We start from the raw sequence: 25,178 nt of genomic DNA on the forward strand, positions 1-25,178 counted from the left end.
GACCGTGTCGCCCGACGTTCAGGCGAGGAGGTTGCCGCCGGGACGAACCAGACGATCCCCGTTGGCTTCGATCTGCTGGACCGAGCGCCCCACCGGGCTGGTCGCCACCGCCTCGGCATATTGCAGCGCGGCCTGCGACGGCACCTGGGCATAGGGCACGCCGGTATTCTGGTTGCGATATTCCAGGATGGTCGAGCCGGTTCCGGCATCGACGCCGATCACCGGGCTGGAGAAGCGGGTGGCTTCACTCTGGGGCTGGTCGGTTTCTTCGGCCGTGGTCTTGTCGGCCGTGGTCTTGTCGGCCGTGGCCTTGGCGGCCTTGTCGGCGGCCTGCTGTTCATTGGCCTCGGTCTGGCCGTTCACGGCGCGGGCCGAGGATGAATCCCAGGATGGTGAAGATGGCGGAAGGTTGAAGGTCGAGACGTCCATTCTGGCACCTATCTACTACAGGTTGTTCCTAACCCATTCCAGTAGATAATGACAGAACGGTCAGCCCGCCTCAAGGCAATTTGTCGGCGGGCTGGCCGTCCGGCAGGGGGTGAAACCCACTCACCAGGGTAGGGCGGACCCGTCATAATCGAAAAAAACGCCGTTATCGGCCGGGGTGAGCCGGTCGAGCACCGCGCGCATTCCGGCCACCGCCTCGGCCGGGGCCAGCGGCGCCTCGGGCCCGCCCATGTCGGTGCGGACCCAGCCCGGCGACAGCGCCACCGCGCAGGCGCCCTGGGGGGCCAGATCGACCGCCAGGGTGCGGATCGCCATGTTGAGCGCCGCCTTGGCGGCGCGGTAGCCGTAATGGCCGCCGGCCTGGTTGGCGCCGATCGAGCCCAGCCGCGACGACACCGCCGCGAACACGCCCCCCGGCGCCAGCCGGGCGGCCAGGGCCTGGGCGGTCAGCAGCGGGGCGACGGCGTCGATCCGCATCACCTCGAGCAGGTCGATCGCCTCGAGCGCGCCGAACGGCTGGTCGGCGCCGAAGATCCCGGCATTGTGCACCACCAGATCGAGGCCGATGCCGTCGAGACCGTCGGCCAGCCGGCGGATCGAAGCCTGATCGCCGACATCGCACAGATAGACCTCGCCGCCCGCTTCGGACACGGCGCGGCCGGCGGCGGGCTGGCGCACCGTGGCCAGCACCCGCGCCCCGGCGGCGGCATATTGGCGGACGAATTCCAGACCCAGCCCACGGCTGGCGCCGATGATCAGGACGGTGGCCATCGAGGGAACTCCTTGCGGTGAGGGGGGGGAGGGGAGGGGGGCGCGGCGCCGTCGCGAGGGGCGCCGCGTCCCGGTCCGGATCAGGCCTTGAAGGCGGTGACTTCGATCTCGACCTTCATCTTGGGATCGACCAGCCCGGTGACCACGGTGGTGTTGGCCGGACGGACGCCCCGGAAGGCCTCGCCCAGCACCGGGGCGATCCGCTCGAAGAAGCCGGGCTCGGTGACGAAGGCGCGCACCCGCACCACGTCCTTCAGCGAGGCGCCGGCCTCGGCCAGCGCCTTGGCGATGGTCGCCAGCGCCTGACGGGCCTGCTCGGCGACGTCGTCGGAGATCTGGCCGTTGTCATAGCCCGAGGTGCCGGACACGAACACCCACGGCCCCTGGGCCACGGCGCGGGAATAGCCGGCCACCTCTTCGAAGGCGGAGCCGGAGGAAATCAACTGACGGGTCATGGCAGGTCCTCGGTTGGAAAAAAAACGGACCGCCCCGGCCGGGGCGGCGGCCCAGGCGGGCCGGGCCGATCCATAGCCGATCCCGCCGCCGCCGCCAACCGTCAGCCGGCCAGGATCCGTTCGAGGAACGGCAGCCGCCCGTCGCGGTCCTCGACCTCGATCACCCACAGATCGGGATCGTTGCCGCGCTGGCGGGCCAGATAGGCGTCGGCTTCGCTCTCCGCCACCGGATCGGCGCCGGTGGCGCGCAGCCAGCACAGCCGGCCGGCACCGTCGCGCACCGGGGTGAACACCTCGCAGCCGGCCGGGCCGCGATTGAGCTTGACCAGCACCACCCCGGCATCGTCGTCGCCATGGCGCAGCACCGCGGCGAAGATCCCCTGGCTGCCGCACTGGCGCAGCGCCGCCTGGACCCACAGCCGCGCCTTGAGGCGGGCCTCCGGCTCCGGGGGCGGTTCCGGCGCCGGGGCCGGGGCGGAAACGCGCCCGAAAGGCGGCATCTGCTCTCTCCGATTGATTTTATTTTGACCAGTTTAGGCCGGATTCGCCAAGCTGGACAAGAGACCCGACCGGGTCCCGCTGGCCCGATCCCAACCGCCTGTGGCGAGGAGAGCCGAGATGTCGAACCACAAGCCCGTCGTCGTCGTCACCCGCAAGCTGCCCGAACCGGTCGAAACCCGGATGCGGGAACTGTTCGAGGTTCGCCTCAATCCCGACGACCATCCGTTCGACCGCGCCGAGCTGATCGCGGCGGTGCGCGACGCCGAGGTGCTGGTTCCCACCGTCACCGACCGGATCGATGCCGGGGTGCTGTCGCAATCCGGTCCCGGCCTGCGGCTGATCGCCAATTTCGGCGCCGGGGTCGATCACATCGACCTCGCCTCGGCCCGCACCCGTGGCATCACCGTCACCAACACCCCCGACGCCCTGACCGAGGACACCGCCGACATCGCGATGGCGCTGATCCTGGCGGTGCCGCGCCGGATGCAGGCCGGGGCCAAGTTGCTGCGCACCGGGGCGTGGGGTGGCTGGAGCCCGACCGGGATGCTCGGCCACCGCATTTCCGGCAAGCGGCTGGGGGTGATCGGCCTCGGCCGGATCGGTCAGGCGGTGGCGCGGCGCGCCCGCGCCTTCGGCATGGCGATCCACTACCACAACCGGCGCCGGGTTGCGCCCGAGATTGAGGCCGAGCTGGGCGCCACCTATTGGGAAAGCCTCGACCAGATGCTGGCGCGGATGGACGTGGTGACGCTGCATTGTCCCCACACCCCGGCCACCTTCCACCTGCTGTCGGCGCGCCGGCTGGCCCTGCTGCCGCGCCACGCCTATCTGGTCAATTGCGCCCGGGGCGAGATCGTCGACGAGGCGGCGCTGGCGCGGATGCTGGCGCGCGGCGAGCTGGCCGGGGCCGGGCTCGACGTGTTCGAGCACGAACCTTCGGTCAATCCGGCCTTGCTCGGGCTCGACAATGTGGTGCTGCTGCCCCACCTCGCCTCGGCCACCCACGAGGGGCGGATCGACATGGGCGAGGCGGTGCTGGTCAACATCAAGACCTTCACCACCGGCCACCCGCCGCCCGACCGCGTCGTCGCCGCCCAGCTCTAGGCGGGCTCTGCCCGCACCCGCCAAGGGCCGAAGGCCCTTGGAACCCCTTGGCGCGGCAAACACCCGCGCCCAAGCGGAAAGGCCGGTCCGCGCCCGACCCCGAAAAAAGAAGGGGGTTTGGGGCATCGCCCCAAGCGGGCCCGGGCGGCAGCCCGGCGGGGCCTATCCGGCGAAACAGGCGGCGACGAGCTGACGGAAGGCGTCGGCGCGGTGGCTGATGGCGTGCTTGGCCGCCGGTTCGATCTCGGCGAAGGTGGCGGCTCCCCCCACCGGCACGAAGATCGGGTCATAGCCGAAGCCGCGCGCGCCGCGCGGCGGCCAGACGATCTCGCCCTCGACCTTGCCCTCGAAGCTGTCGCAATGGCCGTCGGGCCAGGCCAGCGACAGCACGCAGACGAAGCGGGCCGAGCGGTCGGCCGAGTCGCCGATCTCGGCGTGGATCCGGGCCATCGCCGCGTCGAAATCCTTGCCCGGTCCGGCCCAGCGGGCGGAATAGATCCCCGGCGCCCCGCCCAGCGCGGTGACGGCGAGGCCGGAATCGTCGGCCAGCGCCGGCAGGCCGCTGGCCCGCGCGGCGGCGCGGGCCTTCAGTTCGGCGTTCTCGACGAAGCTCGCCCCGGTTTCCTCCGGTTCGGGCAGGCCGAGGGTCGCCGCCGACACCACGTCGGCGCCGAACGGCCCGAGCAGGGTGGCGATCTCGCCGACCTTGCCCGGGTTGTGGCTGGCGATCACCAGCCGCCCGCCGCCGAAGCGCCTGGGGGCCATCACGCCTGCTCCAGCGCCTGCTGCTGGAAGCGGACCAGATCGGCCACGCCCTTTTCGGCCAGGGCCAGCAGTTCGAGGAACTGGTCGCGGGCAAACGGGCATTCCTCGGCGGTGCCCTGGATCTCGACGATGCCGCCGCGCCCGGTCAGCACGAAGTTGGAATCCGCCCAGGCGGTCGAATCCTCCTGGTAATCGAGGTCGAGCACCGCGACCCCCTCGCACAGGCCGCAGGAGACGGCGGCGACATGGTCGGTCAGCGGCACCGCCGCCAGCTGGCCATGCTCGACCAGCCGGCGGAAGGCCAGCGCCAGCGCCACCCAGCTGCCGGTGATCGCGGCGGTGCGGGTGCCGCCGTCGGCCTGGAGCACGTCGCAATCGATGCGGATCTGGCGTTCGCCCATCGCGGTCAGATCGACCACCGAGCGCAGCGAGCGGCCGATCAGGCGCTGGATCTCGTGGGTGCGGCCGGACTGCTTGCCCTTGGCCGCCTCGCGGTCGGTGCGGGTGTGGGTCGAACGCGGCAGCATGCCGTATTCAGCGGTGACCCAGCCCTTGCCCGAATTGCGCAGGAACGGCGGCACCCGCTCCTCGACCGAGGCGGTGCAGAGCACATGGGTGTCGCCGAAACGGGCGAGACAGGAGCCCTCGGCGTGCCGCGACACGTTGGGTTCAAGGCTGACGGAGCGAAGCTGGTCGACGGCGCGGCCGGAAGGTCTCATGGCAAACGGGTCCTCGAAGGAGTGGATCAGGCGGAAGGATCGGGCGCCGGGTCGGCGCGGGACGGGGTGGCGGCGGCGCGGGCGCCGTCGCGGGCGGGCGGGCGGCTGGTCAGGCCGATGCCGTCGTGGCGGCGCAGGGCGACCTCGCGGCGGGCATCCTCGTCGCGGGCCTCGCGCAGCGCCTCGGCGGTGGCGTCGATGTGCGCCTCGCTGAGGCGGCGGGCCAGCGCGGCGTCGCCGGCGCGGATCGCCTGCCAGATCGCCCGGTGCTGGGCGAGGAAGCCGTCGCGCACGCCGCGGCGGCGGTAGAGGTCGCAGCGGTCGTAGAACACGCCGCCGCGCAGCATCTCGAAGATCCGCAGCATCACCCGGCTGGTCACCGGATTGCCGGCGGCCTCGCACAAGGCGGTGTGGAAATCGGTGTCGGCCGCCGCTTCCTGGTCGGGATCATCGTGCAGATGGGCCTGTTCCAGCGCGGCGACGCAGCGTTCGATGCGGGCGAGGTCGGCCGGGGTGGCGCGGGTGGCGGCCAGCTCGGCCACCGCCCCGGCCATCAGCCGGCGGAACTCGAAATAATCGAACGCGGTCTCGGGGTGCCCGCGCAGCAACCCGGCCAGCGGCTCGACCGCGCCGCCGCCGCTCACCAGCCGCCCCCGGCGTGGGGACGGTGGTAGCGCACCGGGATCTGCCGCATCGCCAGCAGCCGGGCCAGCACCAGCGGGACGAAGATGCCGAGCCAGGCCCCGGCCACCACGTCGGAGAAGTAATGCACGCTGGTCGCCACCCGGCTGGCCGCCACCAGCAGCGCCACCGCGAGATAGGCGCGGTCGTAGCGCGGGAACACCAGCGCCAGCGCCACCATCGCCGCGAAGATGGTCTGGGTGTGGCCGGAGGGGAAGGAATTGTAGGCCCAGCCGTGGGTGAAGGGCTCGAAGGTGGCGAGATCCTGGTCGAACAGCATTTGCGGCCGGGTGCGGCCGACCACGAACTTGATCACGTCGCCGATCAGGCCGGAGATCGCCACCGACAGGAACAGGAAGCCGGGAGCCCAGGCCAGCCGGGTATAGCGTTCGCGCCCGGCCGGGCTCAGCGCCACCCGGCGGCCGAGCAGGAACAGCAGGGTCAGGATCCCCGACGGGATCAGCCACAGCCCGCCCAGGCCGAAGAAGGTGACGATCTTGAAGAAGCCCTCAAGCTCGCCCTCGACGCTTTCCTTGCACAGCCGGGCCAGCGGCTGGTCGATCACGAAGATGCCGAGCAGCACCAGGACCAGGGCGTAGAGGCTCAGCCATTCCATCGGGTTGCGCCAGGTGCGCCGCCATTGCGCCGCGACCGGCCCGTGCCAGCGGGCGGCCTTGCGCCAGCGGGCGCCGACCGCGATCGCCAGCCGTTCGAGCGGCAGCAGCAGGGTGTCGAGCAGACTCACGGCTTGTCCTCCCCGGCATAAGCGGTCAGCAGCACCGGCCGGCCGCGCGAATAATTGAATCCCTTGACCTTGCCGACCACCTGCGGCGTCACCGCCTGACCGGCGCAGGCCTGACGGAAGCCCGGCTCGTCACGGTCGGCCACCAGCACCAATGCGCCCCGACGGGTGGCCAGGGTGGCGGCGGCCTCGCCCGCGCTGGCGAAGCGGGTGTCGGTGCCGAGCAGGAACACCGCGCTCGGCTCGGAGAAGCCGACCAGCGTCACCGGGCCCTGATGCGGGCGGCTGGCCACCAGTTCGGCGATCGAGCGGCTGACCCACAATTGGTTGAGCTGGGGCAGTACTCCCTCGAACACCACCGGGAAGGCGGTGCAGGCGGTGACCAGGACGGCGAAGGCGGCGCCGAGCGGCCGCCCGCGCACCGCCAGCCAGGCCGACAGCATGCCGGTGGCGGCGATGGCGACGAAGGCCGGCAGGCTGGTCAAGTCGAACCGGTCGCCGAACCCGACCGGGGCCAGCAGCACCGCCACCGCCAGGGCGAGGGCGATCAGGCTCCAGGCGGCGGCCCAGATCTGGGTGCCGCGCCCCTCGCGCAGCCCGCCGCTGAAGGCCGCCGCCGCGATCAGCAGCGCCAGGGCGGGATAGGTCGGCAGCACGTAATGGGGCAGCTTGGTCGGGATCAGCTCGAAGATCACCCAGGTGGGGATGATCCAGGCCAGACAGAAGCGGATCTCCGGCCGCTCGCGCTGGCGCCACGCCCAGATCAGCGCCGGGCCGAGCAGCAGCGAGGCCGGCCACAGCGTCACCGGCGCCAGCAGCAGATAGGTGCCGGGCGGCGCGCCGTGGCTTTCCTGGGCGCCGAGCAGCTTGGGCAGCAGGTCGCCCTTGACCGCCTCGCCGACGAAGGCGCCGTCGGTGGCCTGACTGATGGCGAAGAACCAGGGCGCCGCCACCGCCGTGGCGATCGCGAGGCCCTCGATCGGCCGCAGCGTCCACAGCCAGCCGGCGCCCAGGGCGCGGTTGTCGGCGATCTGGAGCGTCAGCACGGTGGCGATCAGGATCAGCGGCACCACCGGCCCCTTGATCAGGATCGCGGCGCCGATCGCCAGCCAGAACATCAGCACGGCGGCGAATCCGGGCGGGCGCTCGTCGCGCCGGGCGGCGAGATAGGCCCGCCCCAGTACCAGTTGCGCCGCCATCAGGGTGGCGAGCAGCAGCGCGTCGGTCTTGGCCTGATGGGCCTCGGACACCAGCATCAGGCAGGAGGCCAGCATCGCCGCCCCCAGCAGCGCCACCGGGCGGCCGAACAGCCAGCGGCCGAGCCCGAAGGTCAGCAGCGCCGCCGCCCAGGCCGCCAGCGCCGAGGGCAGCCGGTAGGGCCAGGTCTCGCGGGTGGCGGGGTCGGCGAAGGCGAGCGCGCTGGCGGCCTGGGCCCAGTAGGCCCCGGCCGGCTTCTTGGCCCGCATCTCCGACTGGAACTGGATGCGGATGTAGTCGCCGGTCTCCAGCATCTGCCGGGTCGCCTGCATGAAGCGCGATTCGTCGCGGTCGAGCGGCGGTACCGAGGCCAGTCCCGGCAGATACAGGAACAGGCACAACAGCGTCAGCAGGAAATAAGGGCGGGTGCCGCCGGTCAGCCGTTCCACGTCCTGGTCTTTCTGCGGTGGGGACCTCTTGAGTGTCGCATCAACAACACGATGCCCCCCGCGCGGTCAAGCATCGAGCGGCGAATCCTCGCCATCGGCCGGTCCGTTCCGGTCGGCGCGGGGTTTGACATCGGCACGGAAACTGCCCATGGTGGGCCGGCTTTCCCCTCCCGGCGACCGCAGAGTCCGCATGTCCCGCCCCACCGCTTTCGCTCCGGGTTCCGTTGTCTCGTCCGCGGCGCGGCGACGGCTGGTCGCCGCCCTCGGCTTCGGCTGGGTCGGCGTGGCCGGGCTCGGCTATCTCTGGCAGTTCCGCGAGATTCTCGCCCTGCTGCCGACGCTGTGGCGATGAGCGGGGCAACGATGAGCGGGTTCCTCGCCGCCTTCGCCCTGTCGGCGGCCTCCTTCGGCTGGGGGCTGCTGGCGCTGGCCGCCCTGCGGCCCGACCCCCGGCCGGCCGCCGCCTGGGGCTGGCCGCTCGGGGTCGGCCTGCTCGGCTGGTTCGGCTGCTGGCTCGGCGCCGCCGGGCTGCTGGCGCCGGGGCCGATCCTGGCCCTGCTCGCCCCCGGCTGGGCCGGGCTGGCGCTGGCCCGGCCGCGCCGTGCCGGGGGGCCGCTCCGCCCGCCGTCCCTTTCGCCGATGCTGATCGCCCTGGCGGCGCTGCTGGCGCTGGTCGCCGCCGCCACCCTGGCCCAGGGGCTGTGCCCGCCGGGCGATGCCGACAGCCTCGCCTATCATTTCGCCCTGGCGCGGCGGATGGCCGAGAGCGGCCATCTGGTGTTCGAGCCGCGCGCGATCGATGGCGCGGTGCCGCAACTGCTCCAGACCACCTACGCTCTGGCCTATGCCCTCGGCGGCGAACGGGCGATGACGCTGTGGTGCGGCATCAGCGGCTGGCTGGCGGTGCCGCTGCTCCATCATCTCGTCGCCCGCCGGGCCGGCCCCGCCTGGGGGCTGGCCGCCGTGCTGCTGTGGCTGACCACCCCGACCGTGCTCTATGCCGGCGGCACCGGTCAGGTCGAGCCGCGCACCGCCGCCTTCGCCCTGGTGGCGATCGCCGCGGTGGCCGAGGGGCGGGGCTGGCGCTGGGCGGTGTTGGGCGGCCTCGCCGCCGGCTTCTATGCCGGGTCGAAATATCCCGGCCTGCTGCTGGCCGCCGCCGCGCTGGCGGTGCTGCTGGCCCGGGGCCGCGACCTCCGCGCCGGGCTGGCCTTCGCCCTCGCCGCCGCGCTGGCCGGCGGGCAATGGTATGTCTGGAACTGGCTCAACATCGGCGACCCGGTGTTTCCGATGCTGGCGCGCTGGCTGCCGGTGCCGCCCGAATTGTGGAACCAGGCCCAGGCCGCGTTCATGGCCGGCTCGTTCGGTGTCGCCGAGGTGGCGCTGCCGCGCACCCCCGCCGCCCTGCTGGCCTATCCGTTTCTCGCCACCTTCGCCCCCGCCGACGCGTTCGATGCCGGCCGGGCCGGGCTCGGCCTGTTCCCGGTGCTGGCGCTGCCGTTCGCCCTGGCCGCCGCCTGGGCCGGGCGGCGCCGCCTCGCCGCCTCGCCGCTGACGACGATGGCGGCGGTGGTCGCGCTGACCGCCGTCTTGTGGTTCTTCCTCGGCCCGTCGCAGCGGGTCCGACACCTGCTGCCGCTGCTGCCGGCGCTGCTGGCGGTGCTGACCGTTGCCCTGGCCCGGCTCGGTCCCGCCGGTTCCGCCCTGAAATGGCCGGCAGGTGCCGCCGTGGCGCTGTGCCTGGGGCTGGGCGGCGCCGGGCTGGCGGTGGCCGACCTCAAATATGTCCGCCACCTCGCCGGCGGCGAGAGCCGCGCCGACTTCCTCGACCGCAATGTCGGCGGCGCGGCGATGGCGGCCGAGATCAACCGGGTGCTGCCGGCCGACAGCCGGCTGTTCAACACCGAGCGCCAACTCAATTACCTGATCGAGCGGCCGCTGTTTTATGGCAACGCCATCTTCCAGACCGTGGTCGAGATCCGCCCCGGCGAGATTGATCCGCTCCGGTTCTGGACCCAGTTGCGCCGGGGCGGGTTCACCCATGTCCTGTTCCGCCGGGGCCAGGACCCGGCCGACTGGCCCACGGACGGGGTCGTCGGGATGACCCGGCTGCTGGTCGATCTGGGCTGTGCCGAGGCCGAACTGGTCCGGCCTTTCTCGATTCTCAACTCGCGCACCTTGCCCGGTCTGGGCGGCGGGCGGGGCGAATTGCGCCTCTACCGGCTGACCCCGGCCACCTGTTCTCTCTCCCTTCCCGTCGCGGAGCCCCGATGAGACCCTTGTCCCTGCCGGCCCTGCTGGTCGCCCTGGTGTGGATCGCCGTCGTCAACGCGGCCTATTTCCTCGAATCCGCCGCGTACTACGCCAACAAGTTCCAAGAATTCAGCCGCTTCCTGCCGTGGTGATCCGCCGATGAGTCTCGCTCTGGTTTCCTGCGCCTGGCTGGCGGCCTTCGCCGCCGCCGCCGCTCCCGCCGCCGGCCGGGAGGGCGCGCCATGATCCTCTCTCCCCGCCCGTCGCCGCTGGCCCTGGTGTTCGCCCTGGCCGCGCTGCTGGCCCCGATGATGGCCGCGATCGTGCCGAAGGGGGTGGCGCCGCTGTTCGTCGTGGTCGGGCTGGCGGTGCTGCCGCTGTTCCGCCGCGCCCAGGGCCACTGGCCCCGCCCCGACCGGGCGGCGCTGGCGGCGCTGGCCGCCCTCACCCTGCTCGGGCTGGCCAGTCTGGCCTGGAGCCGTGGCCTGCCCGGCGACGGGGCGATGTGGCTGCGTCAGGCGGTGCCGCTGCTGCTGCTGGGGCCGGCAGTGGTCGCCGCCGCCGCCACGCTGACCGCGCCGGAGCGCCGGTTGGTCGGCCGCGCCACGCTGGCCGGCTGCCTGCTCGGGCTCGGCGTCTATCTGTTCGGCCATTTTGCGCTCGGCCTGCGCACCCAGCCCGGGCTGGTCGCGGCGGCGATGATGAGCTGGCCGGCGCTGGCTGCCTGTACCGCGACGGCCCGGCCGCGTCTGGCCGGTGGGCTGTTGCTGCTGGTGGTGACGGCGTTCGGGGTCGGGTTCGGCAGCCTGTCGGCGGCGCTGGTGATGGGGCTGGGGGCCGGGGCCGCCCTGGTCACCTGGTTCGCTCCCCGGCGCGGCCCGGTGCTGATCGCGGCGGCGCTGGCGGGATGGATCCTGGCGGTGCCGCTGGTCGCCACCCATCTGCCGACCCCGGAGGAGGCGGCCAACCGCCTGCCGATGATCGCCAGCTCGACCGTCCACCGGCTGGCGATCTATCGCGGCACCGGCGAACTGGTGATGCACGCCCCCTGGTTCGGCCAGGGGGTCAATGCCGCCCGCAGCCTGCCCGAGGGCCAGAACCAGATCATCAATTACGTGTTTTATGTCGGCGACAAGCGGTTTTCGGCCCTGTCCGAGCTGATCCCGCTGCATCCCCACAACGCCCTGCTGCAATTGTGGCTGGAACTGGGGCTGGCCGGGGCGGTGACGGCGATCCTGCTGCTGGCGGCGGTGGTGCGGCTGATCCTGCGCCGGACCGAGGGTTCCTCCCGGCTGTGGGCGATGGCCGCCCTGACCGGGGTGTTCGGGGTGCTCAACGTCAGTTTCGGGGCGTGGCAGAGCTGGTGGCTGTGCCTGATGCTGGTGCTGGCGGCGACGGTGCGGGCGGTGTCGCCACCACCCGCGCCGCGCCCTTGACCGGGACGGCAGCCAGCCCGCACGGCGTTTGAGCGGCCCCGGGACGGGGCGCGTCGCGCACAAGCCTAGCCGGTTCCATCACATGGAACCGGCTACGCCGCCGCCTCGATCCGGTCGCACAAGGCGTGGCCGATCAGGATGTGCATTTCCTGGATCCGCGCCGTCACCGGGCTGGGGACGATCAGCAGCGGATCGGCCAGCCCGACCATCTCGCCGCCGTCGCGCCCGCTGAAGCCGGCCGCCACCAGCCCGTTTTCGCGCGCGGCGCGCAGCCCGGCCAGCACGTTGGGGCTGCGCCCCGAGGTCGAGATGCCGATGGCGATGTCACCCGGCCGGCCCAGCGCCTCGATCTGGCGGGCATAGATGTCGTCGAACGACAGATCGTTGCCGCAGGCGGTGAGGATCGAGCTGTCGGTGGTCAGCGCCACCGCCGCCAGGGCCGGCCGGTTGACCCGGTAGCGCACCACCAGCTCGGCGGCGAGGTGCTGGGCGTCGGCGGCGCTGCCGCCATTGCCGAACAACAGGATCTTGCCGCCACGGTGCAGGCTGAGGATGCAGGCGTCGGTCAGCCGCTGAAACGGCTCGCGCACCGCCGGCCCGGTCTGGGCGAGCACCTCGGCGTGGGCGGCGATCTGCTCATCGAGAAAACGGGCGAACGGCATGGCGGTCCCTCCTGCGGTTCCTCCGATCCTCCCCCGGCCGGGTCCGGAACGCAACGGCCCGGTCGGGGAGGTCCAGGAACCTCAGGTTCCTGGTGGGTGCGGGCCAAGCCCGCGCAGGTCAGCCCCGCTCGGGAAACAGCCCCAGCAACCCCTCACGGCTGGCCGGGCAGACCCCGCGCTCGGTGATCAGCCCGGTGATCAGCCGGGCCGGGGTGACGTCGAAGCCATAATTGACCGCCGGCGACCCATCCGGCGAAAGCTGGACTTCGACCAGCGTGCCATCGGCCGCTTTGCCGGTGATGTGGGTCTGCTCGCGGGTCGAGCGCTGCTCGATCGGGATTTCGCGCACGCCGTCGGCGATGGTCCAGTCGATGGTCGGGCTGGGCAGGGCGACGTAGAACGGCACCCCGTTGTCCTTGGCCGCCAGCGCCTTCAGATAGGTGCCGATCTTGTTGCAGACATCGCCGTCGCGGGTGGTGCGGTCGGTGCCGACGATCACCAGATCGACCATGCCGTGCTGCATCAGATGGCCGCCGGTATTGTCGGCGATCACGGTGTGCGGCACGCCGTGCCAGTTCAGTTCGCGCGCGGTCAGGCTGGCGCCCTGGTTGCGCGGCCGGGTCTCATCGACCCAGACATGGATCGGAATCCCGGCCTCGACCGCTTTGTAGACCGGGGCCAGCGCGGTGCCCCAATCGACGGTGGCCAGCCAGCCGGCATTGCAATGGGTCAGCAGATTGATCCGCTCGGCCCCCGCCGCCTTCTTCTTCTCCCACAGCGCGGCGATGATGGCGCAGCCGGCCTCGCCCAGCGCGGCGTTCTGGGCCACGTCGGCATCGCAGATCGCGGCGGCGCGGGCATAGGCGGCGGCGACCCGCTCGCCCACCGGCAGCGGGGTCAGCGCCGCGATCATCTCGTCGAGCGCCCATTTGAGGTTGATCGCGGTCGGGCGGGTGGCGTGCAGCCGCTGATAGGCGGCGGCCAGCCCGGCATCCGAGGCATCCTCGCGCGCGGCCAGCGCCAGCCCGTAGGCGGCGGCGGCGCCGATCAGCGGGGCGCCGCGCACCCACATCTCGCGGATCGCCGCCTCGGCCTCGGCCGAGCTGCGCAGGGTGATGACGACGAATTCGTGCGGCAGGCGGGTCTGGTCGATGATCTCGACCCCGGCGCCATCGGCGGCCAGCCAGATGGTGCGATAGGAAACCCCGTTGATCTTCATTCTTTCACGTCCCCCCGGGTACGGCGATGGGGGCAAACCTTAGCCGAACCCCTCCGCAGTGGACAAGGGGCGGCACCGGCGGGTAAAGCAGGGCCGTCCCGCCGGTGCGGGAGCGGAGGAAACAGACACGTCATGACCATCATCGCCATCGACGGCCCGGCGGCGGCGGGCAAGGGCACCCTGGCGCGGCGGCTGGCCGCGGCGCTCGGCTTCGATTATCTCGACACCGGCCTGATCTATCGCGCCGTCGGCATGGGCCTCGCCCGCGCCGGCCAGGATCCGGCCGATCCCGCGCTGGCCGAGGCGGCGGCGCGGGCGCTGACCCCCGAGGCCCTGGGCGCGGGCGATCTGCGCGGCGACGACGCGGCCCAGGCGGCGTCGAAGGTCGCGGCGATCCCCGGGGTGCGCGCCGCGTTGCTCGACTTCCAGCGCCGCTTCGCCGCCCATCCGCCCGGCGGGCGCGGCGCGGTGCTCGACGGCCGCGACATCGGCACCGTGGTCTGCCCCGCCGCCGAGGTGAAGATGTTCGTCGATGCCTCGGTCGAAAAGCGGGCCGAGCGGCGGCTGAAGGAGTTGCAGGCGGCCGGCCGTGGGGGTATATACGCTGACGTTCTCGCCGACATGAAGGAGCGCGACGACCGCGACCGTAACCGGTCGGTTGCGCCCTTGAAGCCGGCGGAAGGCGCGTTGTTGCTGGATACCTCCGATCTCGACGCCGATCAGGCCTTCGCCGCGGCGCTGTCGCATCTGCGGGAGAAGGGGATCGCCTGAGGGCCGCCCCAGCGCGTCGGACTTGACCGCCCGCCGTCCGGACTCTGCCCGGGCGGCGGTTTCTTTCGTTTTCGGGGAGAGCGTCCCTCACGCTCGATAAAAGACCGCCGGATCCAACCGGCTGGCCGGTAACGCAGTGACACACGAAAGGAATTTCCACTCCATGACCACTTCCTCCCCTGTCGCGGGCGATGATTTCTCCGCCCTGCTCGACGAAACCCTGGGCGTCGGCGGCGCGTTCGAAGGCTCGGTGATCCGTGGCCTGATCGTCTCCATCGACGGCGACTACGCCGTGATCGACGTCGGCCTCAAGTCCGAAGGCCGCGTGCCGCTCAAGGAATTCGCCTCGGCCGGCCGTGCCGCCGAGATCAAGGCGGGCGACCGCGTTGACGTGTTCATCGAGCGCTACGAGGACCGCAACGGCGAAGTCGTGTTGTCGCGCGAGAAGGCCAAGCGCGAGGAAGCCTGGACCCTGCTCGAGAAGTCCTTCCAGGATCAGCAGCGCGTCAATGGCGTGATCTTCGGCCGGGTCAAGGGCGGCTTCACCGTCGATCTGTCCGGCGCCGTCGCCTTCCTGCCCGGCAGCCAGGTCGACATCCGTCCGGTCCGCGACATCACCCCGCTGCTCGGCACCACCCAGCCGTTCCAGATCCTCAAGATGGACCGCTCGCGTGGCAACATCGTCGTGTCGCGCCGCGCCGTGCTGGAAGAGACCCGCGCCGAACAGCGCAGCGAGCTGATCGAGAACCTCAAGGAAGGCCAGATCCTCGAGGGCGTGGTCAAGAACATCACCGATTACGGTGCGTTCGTCGATCTCGGCGGCGTTGACGGCCTGCTGCACGTCACCGACATCGCCTGGAAGCGCATCAACCACCCGTCCGAGGCGCTGCATATCGGCCAGACCGTCCGCGTCCAGGTCATCCGCTTCAACCCGGAAACCCAGCGCATCAGCCTCGGCATCAAGCAGCTCGACGCCGATCCGTGGGAGGGTGTCGAGTCGAAGTACCCGGTCAGCGCCAAGTTCACCGGCCGCGTGACCAACATCACCGACTACGGCGCGTTCGTCGAGCTGGAGCCGGGTGTCGAAGGCCTGGTCCACGTCTCCGAGATGTCCTGGACCAAGAAGAACGTCCACCCCGGCAAGATCGTTTCGACCTCGCAGGAAGTCGAAGTGATGGTGCTGGACGTCGATCCGCAGAAGCGCCGCATCAGCCTCGGCCTCAAGCAGACCATCTCCAACCCGTGGGAAAGCTTCCTCGAGCGCTTCCCGTCGGGCACCCAGGTCGAAGGCGAGATCAAGAACATCACCGAGTTCGGTCTGTTCATCGGTCTGCCCGGCGACATCGACGGCATGGTTCACATGTCCGACCTCGACTGGGAGAAGCCCGGCGACCTCGCCATCCAGGACTACAAGAAGGGTGACGTGGTCAAGGCCAAGGTTCTCGACGTCGACGTCGAGAAGGAGCGCATCAGCCTCGGCATCAAGCAGCTCTCCTCCGATCCGTTCCAGGACGCCATCGCCTCGATCAAGAAGGGCGACGTCGTCACCTGCACCGTGACCCACGTCACCGAGAACGGCATCGAAGTCAGCGTCGAGGGCCTGACCGGCTTCATCCGCAAGAGCGACCTGTCGCGTGAACGCTCCGAGCAGCGCCCCGAGCGCTTCGCGGTCGGCGAAAAGATCGACGCCAAGGTCACCGCGGTCGAAAAGGGTGCCCGCAAGGTCAGCCTGTCGATCAAGGCCCGCGAAGTCGAGGAAGAGAAGCAGGCGATGGCCGAGTACGGTTCGTCCGACTCGGGCGCTTCGCTCGGCGACATCCTCGGCGCCGCGATGCGTCGGGCTCAGGCGCAGGAAGAGAAGTAAGCTTCTCGTCCCGGCTTGAACGGAATTGGCCCGGAACAGCAAGGTTCCGGGCCTTTTTCATGGGAAAAAACGCGGGCTCCGCCCGCACCCGCACGCGGGCTCCGCCCGCACCCGCCAGGAACCTGAGGTTCCTGGACCTCCCCGATCGTCCGACTCGGGCGCTTCGCTCGGCGACATCCTCGGCGCCGCGATGCGTCGGGCTCAGGCGCAGGAAGAGAAGTAAGCTTCTCGTCCCAGGCTTGAACGGAATTGGCCCGGAACCGCAAGGTTCCGGGCCTTTTTCATGGGAAAAAACGCGGGCTCCGCCCGCACCCGCACGCGGGCTCCGCCCGCACCCGCCAGGAACCTGAGGTTCCTGGACCTCCCCGAAATTCAGTGAATCGCTTGGCTCTGCCGCCGGGCGGTTGCCAACGGCAGTTGTTCCGGGGGAAACAGCGATGGGGCGAGAAACAGAAACCGTTCGTGAAATTGAGCCAGATCGTCGCAGAACTCTCGGCAACCAGCCTCTTCCAGTTCGCGCCGGCTCCCATAGCCCCACAGCGCCCCGACCGGGGTGACGCCGTTCTCCAGCGCACCGATCACGTCATAGGATCGATCTCCCAGCATCAGGCATTGGTTCGGGCGGGCTGCGCTTTCCCTGAGGGCGCGGGCGATCAGCCCGGTCTTGGTGTCGCTTTCGTCCAGTCCCGCCCCGACAACGCCCCTCAGATCATTTTTGATCCCGAGATTCGTCACCACTTGTTCCGCATATTTCTGCGGCTTCGACGTCACCAGCCAGGAGTGATGTCCCTGTTGGCGGATCGAACTCAGCAGGGCCGCGGCGCCGCGGTACAGCGGGGTTTGGAAAATGCCGCGGGCCTCGTATTCCTGCCGGAAGGCATCGATGCCATGGGCGATGTCCTTGTCGCTGATCGAGGCCATCACCGACCGAAACGCTTCGGGCAGGGGGGTGCCCAGGAAACGGTCGAGTTCCTCGACGGAGACCTTGAGGGCGTTGAACGCGGCTTGGAACGATAGCAGCAGCCCGGGGCGGGAATCGCACAACGTGCCATCCAGATCGAAAAAGAAGGTGGTCATGGGCACCTCTTCGCTGGGGGTCAACCGGCCGATGGGGCGGTGTTTTCCTTGTCGTTGCGACCGATGGTTTCCGAAAGGAACGTGCAGTAAATACTGAAAATTTTCTTAAGATGACGGAGGTAATTGGTTCGCGCCATCTTGACCAGACCGATGAAGATGACCGCCGTCAGTGCGAATCCAAGAAAAGTTTCCTCGTTGACGACATCTATTCCAGCCATCATGGCCCGAACGATGTAGCAAGTAAAGCACAACGCGATCGAAAAGGCAAGATTGATGTGTAGCTCCATGTAGTACCAGTATTGCTCCTGAACATAGACGATTTTTGAGAAATCATCTTTTTGTATGATGGCGTATTCCGGATCGAGATTTTTCTCGGTTTCCTCCCGCAAAATTTGACCGTCCTCTCCGTCGAAGGCGCCTTGCTTGGTCAAAAGGTCGCAGAAATGTTGTCGGATGCGGGTCTCAATCCGATCCTTGGCGGCGATGAACGCTCGATTCCTGGCATTGAGCCGGACCGGGGTCCGGACGAAATGATCGTTGAGGCCGGCGAAGACCAGGGTGTTGGAGATCAAACCGAGGATCACGCAGAGAATAACCGTGATCGAGAAGACCAGGGCGTCGCTATGTTTGTCGATCAGGGAGGGAAGGTTCGTCTCGGGCCGAAGATAGCCATCGACCACCAGAGCCAGCGACATCAGCCAGAAGAAACCGGGAACGAACGTCTTGATCAGACGGCCGAAGGTGAAGCTGCTGAAAATATTCACAATAATACTCGTTTTTCGATTGCATATTGTGGCGATGCTGTTCGAAAAACGCGTAAAAATCAACAATGCGCGTCGAAGGAGGAGGCGATTCCCTCAATGGTGTTGGATCTGACCGGGCGTGGGGCTGTTGGCTCTTCGCGGGTTCCTCGGGGGGCCTTTTCCGCTACCCGTTGTCGGTCAGGATCGTGCCGGCAAGGTACAAGGAGCCGGCAATCAAAATGCGGGCTGGGCCGGGCAGGCGGGTGCGCAGGTCGATCAGGGCGGCGGTGACGTCGGTCGATGGCGCGGCATCGCGGGCGCCGGCAATGCGGGCCGTCTCGGCGACCGTTTCGGCCGGGGCGGCGGTGGCGGCGGTCAGGCGGAGCTGGGCGCTGGTGAAATGCACCGTGCGCAGGGCGGTGACATGAGGGAGCAGCGGGCGCAGCACCGATTCCGCGTCCTTGGCCGCCAGCAGGCCCAGCACCAGGCCGAGCGGGCGGTCGCTCCAGCTGGCGCATTGTTCGGCCAGCGCGGCGGCGGCGTGCGGATTGTGGGCGCCGTCCAGCCACAGCTCCCAATCGGGCGGCAGCAGCGCCGGCAGCGGGCCATGGGTCAGCCGGTGCAGGCGGGCCGGCCATGTCGCCCCGGCCAGGGCGGCGGGATCGGCGGGGAACCGGCCGAGTATTGCGGCGGTGGTCAGGGCCAGCGCGGCATTGTCGCGCTGGAACCGGCCGGGCAGGGGCAATGGCGGCAGGTCGGGGCGGGGCCGGGCGATGGTCAGCGGGCAGCCGAGTTCGGCGGCGCGGGCGGCGATCACGGCGGCGGCGGCGGGGGGCTGGACGGCGGACACCGCCGGCACGCCGGGCTTGAGGATGCCGGCTTTCTCCGTCGCGATCGCGGCGAGGTCGGGCCCGAGAAAAGCCTGATGGTCGAGCCCGATCGGGGTCAGCACGGTGACGGCGGGCCGCGCCACCACGTTGGTGGCGTCCAGCCGCCCGCCCATCCCGGTCTCCAGCAGACACAGCTCGGCCGGGGTCCGGCTGAAGGCGAGCAGGGCGGCGGCGGTGGTGATCTCGAAGAACGAGATCGGCCGCCCTTCATTGACCGCCTCGACCTCCTCGAGCAAGGCGATCAGCGCCGTGTCGTCGGGCAGGGTGCCGGCGATCCGGATCCGCTCGGCGAAACGGACGAGGTGAGGCGAGGTGTAGGCGTGAACCCGCTGCCCGGCCGCTTCGGCCAGGGCGCGCAGGAACGCCACGGTCGAGCCCTTGCCATTGGTGCCGGCGACGTGAATCACCGGCGGCAAGTGCTCCTGCGGCTGGCCGAGATCGTCGAGCAACCGCCGCAACCGGTCGAGCGACAGATCGACCGCGCTTGAATGCAGCCCGGTCAACCGTTCGATCACCGCTTCGATGTCCCCGCCCCCCTCCGTTTTGGAAACGAAGGGGGTCCGGGGCATCGCCCCGGGCGGGCCGGCGGGCGGCAGCCCGCCTGAGTCGCTCATGTTGCGCGCCATCGGCGCGCGGGGCGGCAGCCCGACACCTTACCCCTCGGCGGCGGGGGGCTGGACCGGTTCGACCGGCAGCGGGATCACCGGAGCGGCGGGGGCGCGGTTGCGCAGCAGCGAGATCACCCGGATCAGGGTTTCGCGCAGATTGCGGCGCGGCACCACCATGTCGACCATGCCGTGTTCGAGCAGGTATTCCGCCTTCTGGAAGCCTTCCGGCAGCTTTTCGCGGATGGTGGTCTCGATCACGCGGGCGCCGGCGAAGCCGATCACCGCGCCGGGCTCGGCGATGGCGATGTCGCCCAGCATGGCGAAGCTGGCCGAGACGCCGCCGGTGGTGGGGTCGGTCAGCAGCACGATGTAGGGCAGGCGCTTTTCCTTGACCTTGTCGACCGCGACGGTCGAGCGGGCCATCTGCATCAGCGACAGGATGCCTTCCTGCATGCGGGCGCCGCCCGAGGCCGGCACCACGATCAGCGCGGCGTCCTGGACCATCGCCAGTTCGCCGGCGGCGACCAGACCGTCACCGACCGCGACGCCCATCGAGCCGCCCTGGAAATCGAAATTGAAGGCGGCGACCACCACCGCCTGGCCGCCCATCTTGCCATGGGCGACGATGATCGCGTCCTGCTCGCCGGTCTTGGCGCGGGCGTCCTTCAGGCGGTCGGTGTACTTCTTCTGGTCCTTGAACTTCAGCGGGTCATCGACCGGCTTGGGCAGTTCGATCCGCTGATAGGCGCCGTCGTCGAACAGCATCTGCAACCGCGCCTTGATCTTGAGGCGGAGATGGTGGCCGCAATGCGGGCAGACATTGAGCGCCGCCTCGAGGTCGCGGTGGAACACCATGTGCCCGCACACCGAGCAGCGATGCCACAGGTTTTCCGGCACTTCGCGCGGAGTGGCGACCAGCCGCTGGAACTTGGGGCGGACGAAATTGGTCAGCCAGTTCATGACACAACCCTTTCCTGAAACACGTTAGGGCCGGGCGGCGCGGACGCCGGCGGCAAGCTCGCCGACCAGGGCCAGCGGCGCGGACACCGCCCGGGCGGTGCCGACCGCCTCGGCCAGGGTCTGGACGATGGCCGAGCCGATCACGGCGCCGTCGGCCAGCCGGGCGATCCCGGCGGCCTGGGCCGGGGTGCGGATGCCGAAGCCGACGCAGACCGGCAGGTCGGTGTGGCGGCGGATGCGGGCCACCGCCGCCGCCACCGCGTCTTCCGAGGCCGAGGCGGTGCCGGTGATGCCGGCGATCGAGACGTAGTAGACGAAGCCCGAGGCGTTGGCGAGCACCACCGGCAGGCGGGCGTCGTCGGTGGTCGGCGTGGTCAGCACGATGAAATCGATCCCCTGGGCGCGCAGATGCGGCACCAGTTCCCCGGCTTCCTCGGGCGGCAGATCGACCACGATCATCCCGTCGACCCCGGCGCGGGCGGCGTCGGCGGCGAAACGCTCCGGCCCCCAGGCATGGATCGGGTTGTAATAGCCCATCAGCACGATCGGGGTGACGTCGTCCTGGCGGCGGAATTCGGCGACCATCGCCAGGGTGTGCTCCATCGTCGCGCCGCTGGCCAGGGCGCGCAGGGCGGCCTGCTGGATCGCCGGGCCGTCGGCCATCGGATCGGTGAAGGGCATGCCGAGTTCGATCAGATCGGCCCCGGCGGCGGGCAGGCCGGCCAGCACCTGCTGGCTGACCGCCTGATCCGGGTCGCCGGCGGTGATGAAGGTGACCAGGGCGGCACGGCCCTCGGCCTTGAGCTGGGCGAAGCGAGCGGCGATCCGGCTCATCACACCAATCCCCCGAGGTGAGCGTCGCCCAGGGTGCGGGCGATGGTGGCGACGTCCTTGTCGCCACGTCCGGACAGACAGATCACCATCAGGTGATCGGCGGGCAGCCCGCCGGCGATCTTGCCGGCATGGGCGATGGCGTGGCTGGATTCCAGCGCGGGAATGATCCCTTCGAGCCGGGTGCAGCACTGGAACGCCGCCACCGCCTCGTCGTCGGTGGCCGAGACGTACTCGACCCGGCCGCTTTCGCGCAGCCAGGCGTGTTCCGGGCCGATGCCGGGATAATCGAGCCCGGCCGAGATCGAATGGGCCTCGGTGATCTGGCCGTCGCCATCCTGGAGCAGGAAGGTGCGGTTGCCGTGCAGCACGCCGGGGCGGCCGCCGCTGAGGCTGGCGGCATGGGCCTTGTCGAGGCCGTGGCCGGCGGCCTCGACCCCGATGATCCGCACCGAGGGATCGTCGAGGAAGGGGTGGAACAGCCCCATCGCGTTGGAGCCGCCGCCGATGCAGGCGACCAGACTGTCGGGCAGGCGGCCTTCCTGCGCCTGCATCTGGGCGCGGACCTCGTCGCCGATCACCGACTGGAAGTCGCGCACCATCGCCGGATAGGGATGCGGCCCGGCCACCGTGCCGATCAGATAGTAGGTGTCGGCGACGTTGGTGACCCAGTCGCGCAGGGCGTCGTTCATCGCGTCCTTCAGCGTCGCCGCGCCGGACCGCACCGGGCGGACCTCGGCGCCGAGCAGCTTCATGCGATAGACGTTGGGGGCCTGCCGCTCGATGTCGGTGGCGCCCATGTAGATCACGCAGGGCATGCCGAACAGGGCGCAGACGGTGGCGGTGGCGACGCCGTGCTGGCCGGCGCCGGTCTCGGCGATGATCCGGGTCTTGCCCATCCGCCGCGCCAGCAGGATCTGGCCGATGCAGTTGTTGATCTTGTGGGCGCCGGTGTGGTTGAGGTCCTCGCGCTTGAGGAACACCTTGGCGCCGCCCCAGGCCTCGGTCAGGCGGCGGGCGAAATAGAGCGGGTTGGGCCGGCCGACATACTGCGCCAGCAGGTGGCGGTATTCGGCGACGAAGGCCGGATCGGCCTTGGCCTCGGCATAGGCGCGTTCGACCTCGAGGATCAACGGCATCAGCGTTTCGGCGACATAGCGACCGCCGAAAATGCCGAAATGACCGCGCTCGTCCGGTCCGGCGCGGTACGTGTTCAAGCTCTGCATCGTTTTCCCATCGGCCTGGGCGGAAAAGGGGGGACAATAAAGCACGAAGAGCCCCCGGGTGGGGAGGGGTTTTGTGGGCTTTTTCGTCGCCGCTTCGCCGCCGCCCTGGCCGGCCGCCGCCGGCGCGGGGCAGGGGCGCTCCTTTCGTGCTGGTGGCGGCGGGCGGACCCGTGCTACGAGTGGCAGGGTTGGCCCGGTCCTGGCGTCCGGGGCCTTCCCCGCTTTCTCCCCCCATCGGTGACCGTTCCGTGCGCTCCCCCGCCCGTTCCCCCCGTTCCGCCGTTCGCCCGCCCGCGCCCCGCACCGTCACCCTCGAGATCGATCGGGTCGGCAGCCAGGGCGACGGGCTGGCCCGCCTCGATGGCCAGACGGTCTATGTCCCCTTCACCGTCGCCGGCGATCGGGTGCTGGCGCGGATCGAGGCCCGGCGCGGCGACGGCCTCGCCGCCGCCCTGGTCGAGCTGCTGGCGCCCGGCCCGGACCGCGCCGCGCCGGTCTGTCCCCATTTCGGCCGCTGCGGCGGCTGCGCGCTCCAGCATCTCGCCCCCGCGGCCCACACCGCGTGGAAGGAAGAGGTCCTGGCCGGGGCGCTGGCTCATGCCGGCCTGGGCGAGGTGCCGCGTGACGCGCTGGTGGCGGTCGCCCCCGGCTGCCGCCGCCGCGCCGTGTTCGCCTGGAGCACCCGCCGGGGGGTGGCCCAGCTCGGCTTCAACGCCCGCGCCAGCCATGCCCTGATCGATCTCGAGTCCTGTCCGCTGCTGCTGCCGGCGCTGACCATGGTGCTGGCGCCGCTGCGGCGGCTGCTGGCGACGCTGGTCCCGGGCGGCAGCGGCGACGTCACCGTCACCCAGACCGAGGGCGGGCTCGATCTGGTGATCGAGGGCGCGCTCGATCTCGATCTCTTCGCGCGCGAGACGCTGGCCCGCTTTGCCGATGAGGCGGACCTCGCCCGGCTGCACTGGCGCCGCCCCGGCGGCGGCGGGGCCGAGCCGATCGTTCGCCGCCGGCCGGCGCTGGTGCGGTTCGGCGCGGTCGCGGTCGAGCCGCCGCCCGGCGCCTTCCTCCAGCCCAGCCGCGAGGGCGAGCAGGCGATCGCGGCGCGGGTGCTGGCGGCGCTGGAGGGTTGCGACGGCCCGGTGGCCGATCTTTATGCCGGCTGCGGCAGCTTTTCCCTGCCGATCGCGGCGCGGCGGCGCGGCGCGGTCCATGCCATCGAGGGCGAGGCGGCGGCGATGCAGGCGCTGGCGGCGGCGGCGCGGGCCGCCGGCCTGCCGGCGACGGTCGAGACCCGCGATCTCGCCCGCCGGCCGCTGAGCCCGGTCGAGCTGGCGCCCTACCGCGCCCTGGTGCTCGACCCGCCCCGGGCCGGCGCCGCCGCCCAGGCGGCCGAACTGGCCCGTCCGCCCGACCGGCGCGGCGGCCCCGAGTTGGTGGTGATGGTGTCCTGTGCGCCGGCGACGCTGGGACGCGACCTCAGGCTGCTGGCGGCGGGCGGATGGCAAATCGAGCGCCTTATGCCTATTGACCAGTTCCCTTGGTCTGCCCATCTAGAGGCTGTCGCGGTCGCTCGTCGACAACGCGGGTGAGGGCGGGGTGAAAGATATCGACAGCACTTTAACGGAATTTTTGTGCGCGCGGTTGTGTCATGACCTGGCGGGACCGCTCGGCGCGGTGGCGTCGGGGGTGGAACTGCTGGGGGACGACCCCGACCCCGAGATCGCCCGGCTGGTTTCGGCCAGCGCCGGGGCCGCGGTGGCCCGGTTGCGGCTGCTGCGCGCGGCGCTGGGGCCGGCGGGGCCGGCCCGGCCCGGCGGCGAGGCCCAGGCCCTGGTGCGGGCCTATCTGGAGGCGGCGGCGCCGCTGCGCTTCGACCTCGGATGGCAGGTCGGGGCGGATGAGATTGACGGCGCGCGGCTGCGGCTGGTGCTGGCGTTGGTGATGGTGGCGCGGGATGCCCTGCCGCGCGGCGGCTCGATCCGGGTCGCGCTGGCGGCGGATGACGCGCCGGGACTGGATGGCCTGTCGGTCGCCTTCCACGGCGGCGGGGCCGAGCTGGCCGCGGAGACCCGCGCGGCGCTCGCCGGACAGGTGGCGGCCTTCTCGCCGCGCACCGCGCCGGCCGGGTGGGCGGCGCTGCTGGCGGCGCGGAGCGGGACCGCGATCGTGGTTGAAGTCGGCGTGGACGGTGGCCGGATGGCGACATGAAACGGCCTGCCATCGACTTCGCCGCGCAAAGGTTTTATTGGCGTGAAGCTGCCGTGTCGGTTCTTCCCGAGCCAACCCGGCCGTGTTATGACTAAACCCGATCGGCCTTTCGTGAATCCGTCCGGAAGTGTCGGGAGGGGTTGACGCCTTGGCGGGCGGGAGCCCTCGAGGACCCTACTGGAGTCGACCATGGATGATCTCCTCAGTGAATTCCTGACCGAGACATCGGAAAGCCTTTCCGTTCTCGACGTCGCCCTGGTGACCCTGGAGCAGAACCCCAACGACCCCAAGATCCTCGGCAATATTTTCCGTCTGGTGCACACCATCAAGGGCACCTGCGGGTTCCTTGGCCTGCCGCGCCTCGAGCACGTCGCCCATGCCGCCGAGAATGTTCTGGGCAAGTTCCGCGATGGGGAACTGGAAGTCACGCCCGATGCCGTGACGCTGATTCTCCAGTCGATCGACACCATCAAGGCGATCCTGGGCCATCTTGAACAAAACGAAGTCGAACCCGAGGGGGACGATTCGGCGCTGATCGCCCGGCTCAACGACATGGCCGACGGCCGTGCCGCCCCGGCGGCGGCGCCCGCCGCCCCGGCACC

27 protein-coding genes are annotated in these 25,178 nt (G+C 70.5%); 10 read left to right on the plus strand and 17 right to left on the minus strand.

Annotated features, from left to right (window positions below; genetic code table 11):
• Positions 1–18: 18 nt before the first annotated feature.
• From ACFSNB_RS12885 to ACFSNB_RS12900, 4 genes are all read right to left on the minus strand, one after another.
• Complete coding sequence (locus tag ACFSNB_RS12885; protein ID WP_377317181.1) at positions 19–429, minus strand: hypothetical protein; 411 nt, start codon at positions 427–429, stop codon at positions 19–21.
• Positions 430–549: 120 nt separating this feature from the next.
• A complete protein-coding gene (locus tag ACFSNB_RS12890; protein ID WP_377317183.1) occupies positions 550–1,218 on the minus strand; it encodes an SDR family oxidoreductase in 669 nt (222 codons plus the stop codon).
• A gap of 80 nt (positions 1,219–1,298) precedes the next feature.
• On the minus strand, positions 1,299–1,673 hold the full coding sequence (locus tag ACFSNB_RS12895; protein WP_377317185.1) for a RidA family protein: 375 nt from the start codon (positions 1,671–1,673) through the stop codon (positions 1,299–1,301).
• A gap of 101 nt (positions 1,674–1,774) precedes the next feature.
• Entirely contained in the window at positions 1,775–2,173 is a 399-nt protein-coding gene (locus ACFSNB_RS12900; protein ID WP_377317187.1) for a DUF1491 family protein, read from the minus strand.
• 118 nt (positions 2,174–2,291) lie between these two features.
• Here ACFSNB_RS12900 and ACFSNB_RS12905 point away from each other — a divergent pair, with 118 nt between their 5' ends.
• Positions 2,292–3,278: a 2-hydroxyacid dehydrogenase gene (locus ACFSNB_RS12905; protein ID WP_377317189.1), complete on the plus strand. Its 987-nt coding sequence runs from the start codon at positions 2,292–2,294 to the stop codon at positions 3,276–3,278.
• A 162-nt stretch (positions 3,279–3,440) separates the two neighbouring features.
• Here ACFSNB_RS12905 and rdgB read toward each other — a convergent pair whose 3' ends face one another.
• The 5 genes from rdgB to ACFSNB_RS12930 are packed head-to-tail and all read right to left on the minus strand — an operon-like array spanning position 3,441 to position 7,831.
• Positions 3,441–4,043, minus strand: coding sequence for an RdgB/HAM1 family non-canonical purine NTP pyrophosphatase (gene rdgB, locus ACFSNB_RS12910; RefSeq protein ID WP_377317191.1), 603 nt, complete (start codon positions 4,041–4,043; stop codon positions 3,441–3,443).
• The gene (gene rph, locus ACFSNB_RS12915) at positions 4,043–4,762 is read right to left on the minus strand and encodes a ribonuclease PH (RefSeq protein ID WP_377317193.1); all 720 of its coding nucleotides are present in this window, start codon (positions 4,760–4,762) and stop codon (positions 4,043–4,045) included. Before rph ends, rdgB begins: the two co-directional genes overlap by 1 nt.
• A gap of 26 nt (positions 4,763–4,788) precedes the next feature.
• Positions 4,789–5,406 (minus strand): FadR/GntR family transcriptional regulator, encoded by a 618-nt coding sequence (locus ACFSNB_RS12920; RefSeq protein ID WP_377317195.1) that lies wholly within the window; start codon positions 5,404–5,406, stop codon positions 4,789–4,791.
• On the minus strand, positions 5,403–6,188 hold the full coding sequence (locus tag ACFSNB_RS12925; RefSeq protein WP_377317197.1) for a phosphatase PAP2 family protein: 786 nt from the start codon (positions 6,186–6,188) through the stop codon (positions 5,403–5,405). The genes ACFSNB_RS12920 and ACFSNB_RS12925 overlap by 4 nt, the downstream gene beginning before the upstream one ends.
• Positions 6,185–7,831, minus strand: coding sequence for an ArnT family glycosyltransferase (locus tag ACFSNB_RS12930; RefSeq protein ID WP_377317199.1), 1,647 nt, complete (start codon positions 7,829–7,831; stop codon positions 6,185–6,187). The genes ACFSNB_RS12925 and ACFSNB_RS12930 overlap by 4 nt, the downstream gene beginning before the upstream one ends.
• A gap of 190 nt (positions 7,832–8,021) precedes the next feature.
• On the opposite strand from ACFSNB_RS12930, the gene ACFSNB_RS12935 reads away from it, so the two are divergent.
• The 4 genes from ACFSNB_RS12935 to ACFSNB_RS12950 all read left to right on the plus strand — a co-directional run bounded on the left by ACFSNB_RS12935 (position 8,022) and on the right by ACFSNB_RS12950 (position 11,520).
• A complete protein-coding gene (locus tag ACFSNB_RS12935) occupies positions 8,022–8,183 on the plus strand; it encodes a hypothetical protein (protein ID WP_377317201.1) in 162 nt (53 codons plus the stop codon).
• A gap of 11 nt (positions 8,184–8,194) precedes the next feature.
• Positions 8,195–10,105, plus strand: a complete 1,911-nt coding sequence (locus ACFSNB_RS12940) for a hypothetical protein (RefSeq protein ID WP_377317203.1) — start codon at positions 8,195–8,197, stop codon at positions 10,103–10,105.
• Positions 10,102–10,236: a hypothetical protein gene (locus ACFSNB_RS12945; protein WP_377317205.1), complete on the plus strand. Its 135-nt coding sequence runs from the start codon at positions 10,102–10,104 to the stop codon at positions 10,234–10,236. Before ACFSNB_RS12940 ends, ACFSNB_RS12945 begins: the two co-directional genes overlap by 4 nt.
• Positions 10,237–10,326: 90 nt before the next feature.
• Complete coding sequence (locus ACFSNB_RS12950; RefSeq protein WP_377317207.1) at positions 10,327–11,520, plus strand: O-antigen ligase family protein; 1,194 nt, start codon at positions 10,327–10,329, stop codon at positions 11,518–11,520.
• Positions 11,521–11,612: 92 nt separating this feature from the next.
• Here ACFSNB_RS12950 and ACFSNB_RS12955 read toward each other — a convergent pair whose 3' ends face one another.
• Both ACFSNB_RS12955 and mtnA read right to left on the minus strand, forming a co-directional pair.
• Positions 11,613–12,182: a D-sedoheptulose 7-phosphate isomerase gene (locus ACFSNB_RS12955; protein ID WP_377317209.1), complete on the minus strand. Its 570-nt coding sequence runs from the start codon at positions 12,180–12,182 to the stop codon at positions 11,613–11,615.
• Between the two features lie 118 nt (positions 12,183–12,300).
• The gene (mtnA, locus tag ACFSNB_RS12960) at positions 12,301–13,401 is read right to left on the minus strand and encodes an S-methyl-5-thioribose-1-phosphate isomerase (RefSeq protein WP_377317211.1); all 1,101 of its coding nucleotides are present in this window, start codon (positions 13,399–13,401) and stop codon (positions 12,301–12,303) included.
• Positions 13,402–13,533: 132 nt separating this feature from the next.
• Here mtnA and ACFSNB_RS12965 point away from each other — a divergent pair, with 132 nt between their 5' ends.
• Both ACFSNB_RS12965 and rpsA read left to right on the plus strand, forming a co-directional pair.
• On the plus strand, positions 13,534–14,172 hold the full coding sequence (locus tag ACFSNB_RS12965) for a (d)CMP kinase (RefSeq protein ID WP_377317213.1): 639 nt from the start codon (positions 13,534–13,536) through the stop codon (positions 14,170–14,172).
• A 163-nt stretch (positions 14,173–14,335) separates the two neighbouring features.
• The gene (gene rpsA / locus ACFSNB_RS12970) at positions 14,336–16,036 is read left to right on the plus strand and encodes a 30S ribosomal protein S1 (protein ID WP_377317215.1); all 1,701 of its coding nucleotides are present in this window, start codon (positions 14,336–14,338) and stop codon (positions 16,034–16,036) included.
• A gap of 372 nt (positions 16,037–16,408) precedes the next feature.
• Here rpsA and ACFSNB_RS12975 read toward each other — a convergent pair whose 3' ends face one another.
• From ACFSNB_RS12975 to trpB, 6 genes are all read right to left on the minus strand, one after another.
• A complete protein-coding gene (locus tag ACFSNB_RS12975; protein ID WP_377317217.1) occupies positions 16,409–17,113 on the minus strand; it encodes an HAD hydrolase-like protein in 705 nt (234 codons plus the stop codon).
• Between the two features lie 20 nt (positions 17,114–17,133).
• Positions 17,134–17,877: a hypothetical protein gene (locus tag ACFSNB_RS12980; RefSeq protein ID WP_377317219.1), complete on the minus strand. Its 744-nt coding sequence runs from the start codon at positions 17,875–17,877 to the stop codon at positions 17,134–17,136.
• Between the two features lie 163 nt (positions 17,878–18,040).
• Positions 18,041–19,261, minus strand: coding sequence for a bifunctional folylpolyglutamate synthase/dihydrofolate synthase (locus ACFSNB_RS12985; protein ID WP_377317221.1), 1,221 nt, complete (start codon positions 19,259–19,261; stop codon positions 18,041–18,043).
• A 138-nt stretch (positions 19,262–19,399) separates the two neighbouring features.
• On the minus strand, positions 19,400–20,314 hold the full coding sequence (gene accD, locus ACFSNB_RS12990) for an acetyl-CoA carboxylase, carboxyltransferase subunit beta (RefSeq protein WP_377317223.1): 915 nt from the start codon (positions 20,312–20,314) through the stop codon (positions 19,400–19,402).
• 24 nt (positions 20,315–20,338) lie between these two features.
• Complete coding sequence (gene trpA, locus ACFSNB_RS12995; protein ID WP_377317225.1) at positions 20,339–21,148, minus strand: tryptophan synthase subunit alpha; 810 nt, start codon at positions 21,146–21,148, stop codon at positions 20,339–20,341.
• Complete coding sequence (gene trpB / locus ACFSNB_RS13000) at positions 21,148–22,371, minus strand: tryptophan synthase subunit beta (RefSeq protein ID WP_377317227.1); 1,224 nt, start codon at positions 22,369–22,371, stop codon at positions 21,148–21,150. Before trpB ends, trpA begins: the two co-directional genes overlap by 1 nt.
• Positions 22,372–22,619: 248 nt before the next feature.
• Between trpB and ACFSNB_RS13005 the strand changes: the two genes are divergently transcribed.
• The 3 genes from ACFSNB_RS13005 to ACFSNB_RS13015 form a co-directional block, all read left to right on the plus strand.
• On the plus strand, positions 22,620–23,957 hold the full coding sequence (locus tag ACFSNB_RS13005) for a class I SAM-dependent RNA methyltransferase (RefSeq protein WP_377317229.1): 1,338 nt from the start codon (positions 22,620–22,622) through the stop codon (positions 23,955–23,957).
• 97 nt (positions 23,958–24,054) lie between these two features.
• Complete coding sequence (locus ACFSNB_RS13010) at positions 24,055–24,576, plus strand: histidine phosphotransferase family protein (protein ID WP_377317231.1); 522 nt, start codon at positions 24,055–24,057, stop codon at positions 24,574–24,576.
• A 189-nt stretch (positions 24,577–24,765) separates the two neighbouring features.
• On the plus strand, positions 24,766–25,178 hold a 413-nt coding region (locus ACFSNB_RS13015), incomplete at its 3' end, for an Hpt domain-containing protein (protein ID WP_377317233.1).

This window comes from Phaeospirillum tilakii (genome assembly GCF_042683125.1).
Lineage (GTDB): Bacteria > Pseudomonadota > Alphaproteobacteria > Rhodospirillales > Magnetospirillaceae > Phaeospirillum > Phaeospirillum tilakii.